Source organism: Hydrogenobaculum sp., from assembly GCF_049967395.1.
Classification (GTDB): Bacteria; Aquificota; Aquificia; order Aquificales; family Aquificaceae; genus Hydrogenobaculum.
On sequence record NZ_JBMFST010000098.1, the window covers coordinates 1 to 1,902 of the forward strand.

Below are 1,902 nucleotides of genomic sequence, written 5' to 3' on the forward strand. Positions count from 1 at the left end.
CCTCTGTTGGCCGCCTCCATAATACCTGGTCCACCGCCTGTTATGACGTTGTAACCACCTTTCCCAAACTCGTAGCTAAGCTGATAAGCCTTTTTATAGTAAAAGTTGTTCTCGTCAAACCTGGCACTTCCGAAAAATGTTACCGCTGGGCTTACGTGGGATAGCGTATCGAATCCACTCACAAATTCGCTGAGTATTTTAAAGATACGCCATGTGTCTCCTTCTTTTAACCTTAGCTCTTCCAATATCTGGTTGTTGTCAAGCATAACTTAAGTTTTAAGCTTTTAAAATCATCCAAAAGGCATTATTAAAGAAGCGTAATAAAAACCTTCTTCTTCAAGGTTTCCGCAAGAAACCAATATGCCGTTCATAGGGTCATCGGTAGATATGTTTATGTAGTCACAGGGAGCGTAGTCTACCGATTCTTTTAGATATCTCGCGTTTAGGTCTACGTTAAAAGCTTCTCCTACATAGTCTATATCTATCTCATCCCTTCCTTCTGTTAATTCTCTGTCTGAAGTTTCTCCTATCAAAATGTTGTCGGCAAAGGTAAGCTTTATAGGTATAACGGTACCATCTGCACTAAAAGAAAGCCTTCTTATCAAATCTCTCAAATCTTTACGTTGTATTTTGGCATTCAACGGTCTTTCTATGCTTTCTATGTATATCTTGTAATCTGGAAACTCTCCTTCTAAAAGCCTGCTAAACAACGTCCAACCTGTTGCTTTATCTTCAAAAATCAAAAACGAGCCACCGCTTTTGTAGTAAATGTTTACAAAAGATGCTTTGTTTACTATGGATTTTAGTATTTTTACCGTTTTCCTTGGTATTGTAAAAGACATGTTGTTTAAAGTTATATTTTCGTTGGATTCCTCTTTGGGGTAGTATTTTTTGAAAACTGTAAGTCTATTGCCGTCTGTGGCAGCAAATTCTACAAAAGGCTTTCCATCGTTGTTATCAAACAGCATATTTACGCCTGTAAGTGTGGGGTTCATGGCATCTTCTTTCGCTACAGCGTAGTCTGTCCTCTCTAAACCTTCTAAAAGCATAGAGCCAAGTATACTGTTTGATATCATATCGTCTTCTATTTCTGGAAAAGCTGGAAACTCGGAAGCTTCTGCCAGCGTTAGTTTAAATTTACTCCTACCGCTCTGTATTTGGACATAAGAGCTTTGTGCTGAAGTGTCGTTTACAAGCGTTAGCGTGAATGTAGCAGAAGAAAGACTTTTTACTATATCGCTTAGTTTCTTAGAATTTATACACAAGGTGCAGCTAACTTCCGATTGTTCTGGTCTACCTTCTATCTTTATATAGTTTTCTAAGTCTGTGGCTTTTACGAAATACTTAGAATGTTCTATCTCTATAAGGAAATTTGACAATATTGGAAGTATAGATTTCGTTTCTGTGGTATTTTTGGCTTTGGATACGATATCTTCAAATTCTTTTTTATCAAAGACTACGCTACATTGGTTTTTCTCTAAATCCATAACATAATTATAGCATATTTAATTTTTTTACAAAAAATATTCTGGTATAATATTATCTTATGATATGGAGGCGTTATGTTAAAAGTTGACATAGTTACACCAAAGGGCGTTGTATACACCGAAGAAGTGGAGTCTGTAAATATACCAGCCTACGATGGTGAAATGGGTATATTGGAAAACCATATGTTGCTTTTAACTCAAATAAAACCTGGTTTGGTTTACTTCAACAAAGACGACAAAAATGGTATAGCTGTAGGATATGGGTTTGCCGATATAACACCGGACAAAGTTATAATACTAACAGAAGAGGCTATTCCAGTAGGAAATATAGACCTTGAAGAATACAAAAAAGTTTTTGAAGAAGCCACGAGAAAGTTATCTGATGCAAAAACCGCGGAAGAGATATCAGAATGGC

Annotated in this window: 3 protein-coding genes; 1 reads left to right on the top strand and 2 read right to left on the bottom strand. The window is 36.6% G+C overall.

Annotation, left to right across the window (positions count from 1 at the left end):
• Positions 1–266: SLOG cluster 4 domain-containing protein (locus tag ACP5S8_RS08225; protein WP_461876454.1), on the bottom strand; the 266-nt coding region annotated here is incomplete at its 3' end.
• Between the two features lie 24 nt (positions 267–290).
• Positions 291–1,487 carry a DNA polymerase III subunit beta gene (gene dnaN / locus ACP5S8_RS08230; RefSeq protein ID WP_461876455.1) on the bottom strand — a complete coding sequence of 399 codons (1,197 nt, stop codon included), beginning with the start codon at positions 1,485–1,487 and terminating at the stop codon, positions 291–293.
• Positions 1,488–1,562: 75 nt separating this feature from the next.
• On the opposite strand from dnaN, the gene atpC reads away from it, so the two are divergent.
• On the top strand, positions 1,563–1,902 hold a 340-nt coding region (atpC, locus tag ACP5S8_RS08235), incomplete at its 3' end, for an ATP synthase F1 subunit epsilon (RefSeq protein ID WP_461876456.1).

Bases quoted from the DNA above. Each gene is read 5' to 3' on its own strand.
- dnaN (WP_461876455.1), bottom strand. From the start codon at position 1,487: ATGGATTTAGAGAAAAACCAATGTAGCGTAGTCTTTGATAAAAAAGAA.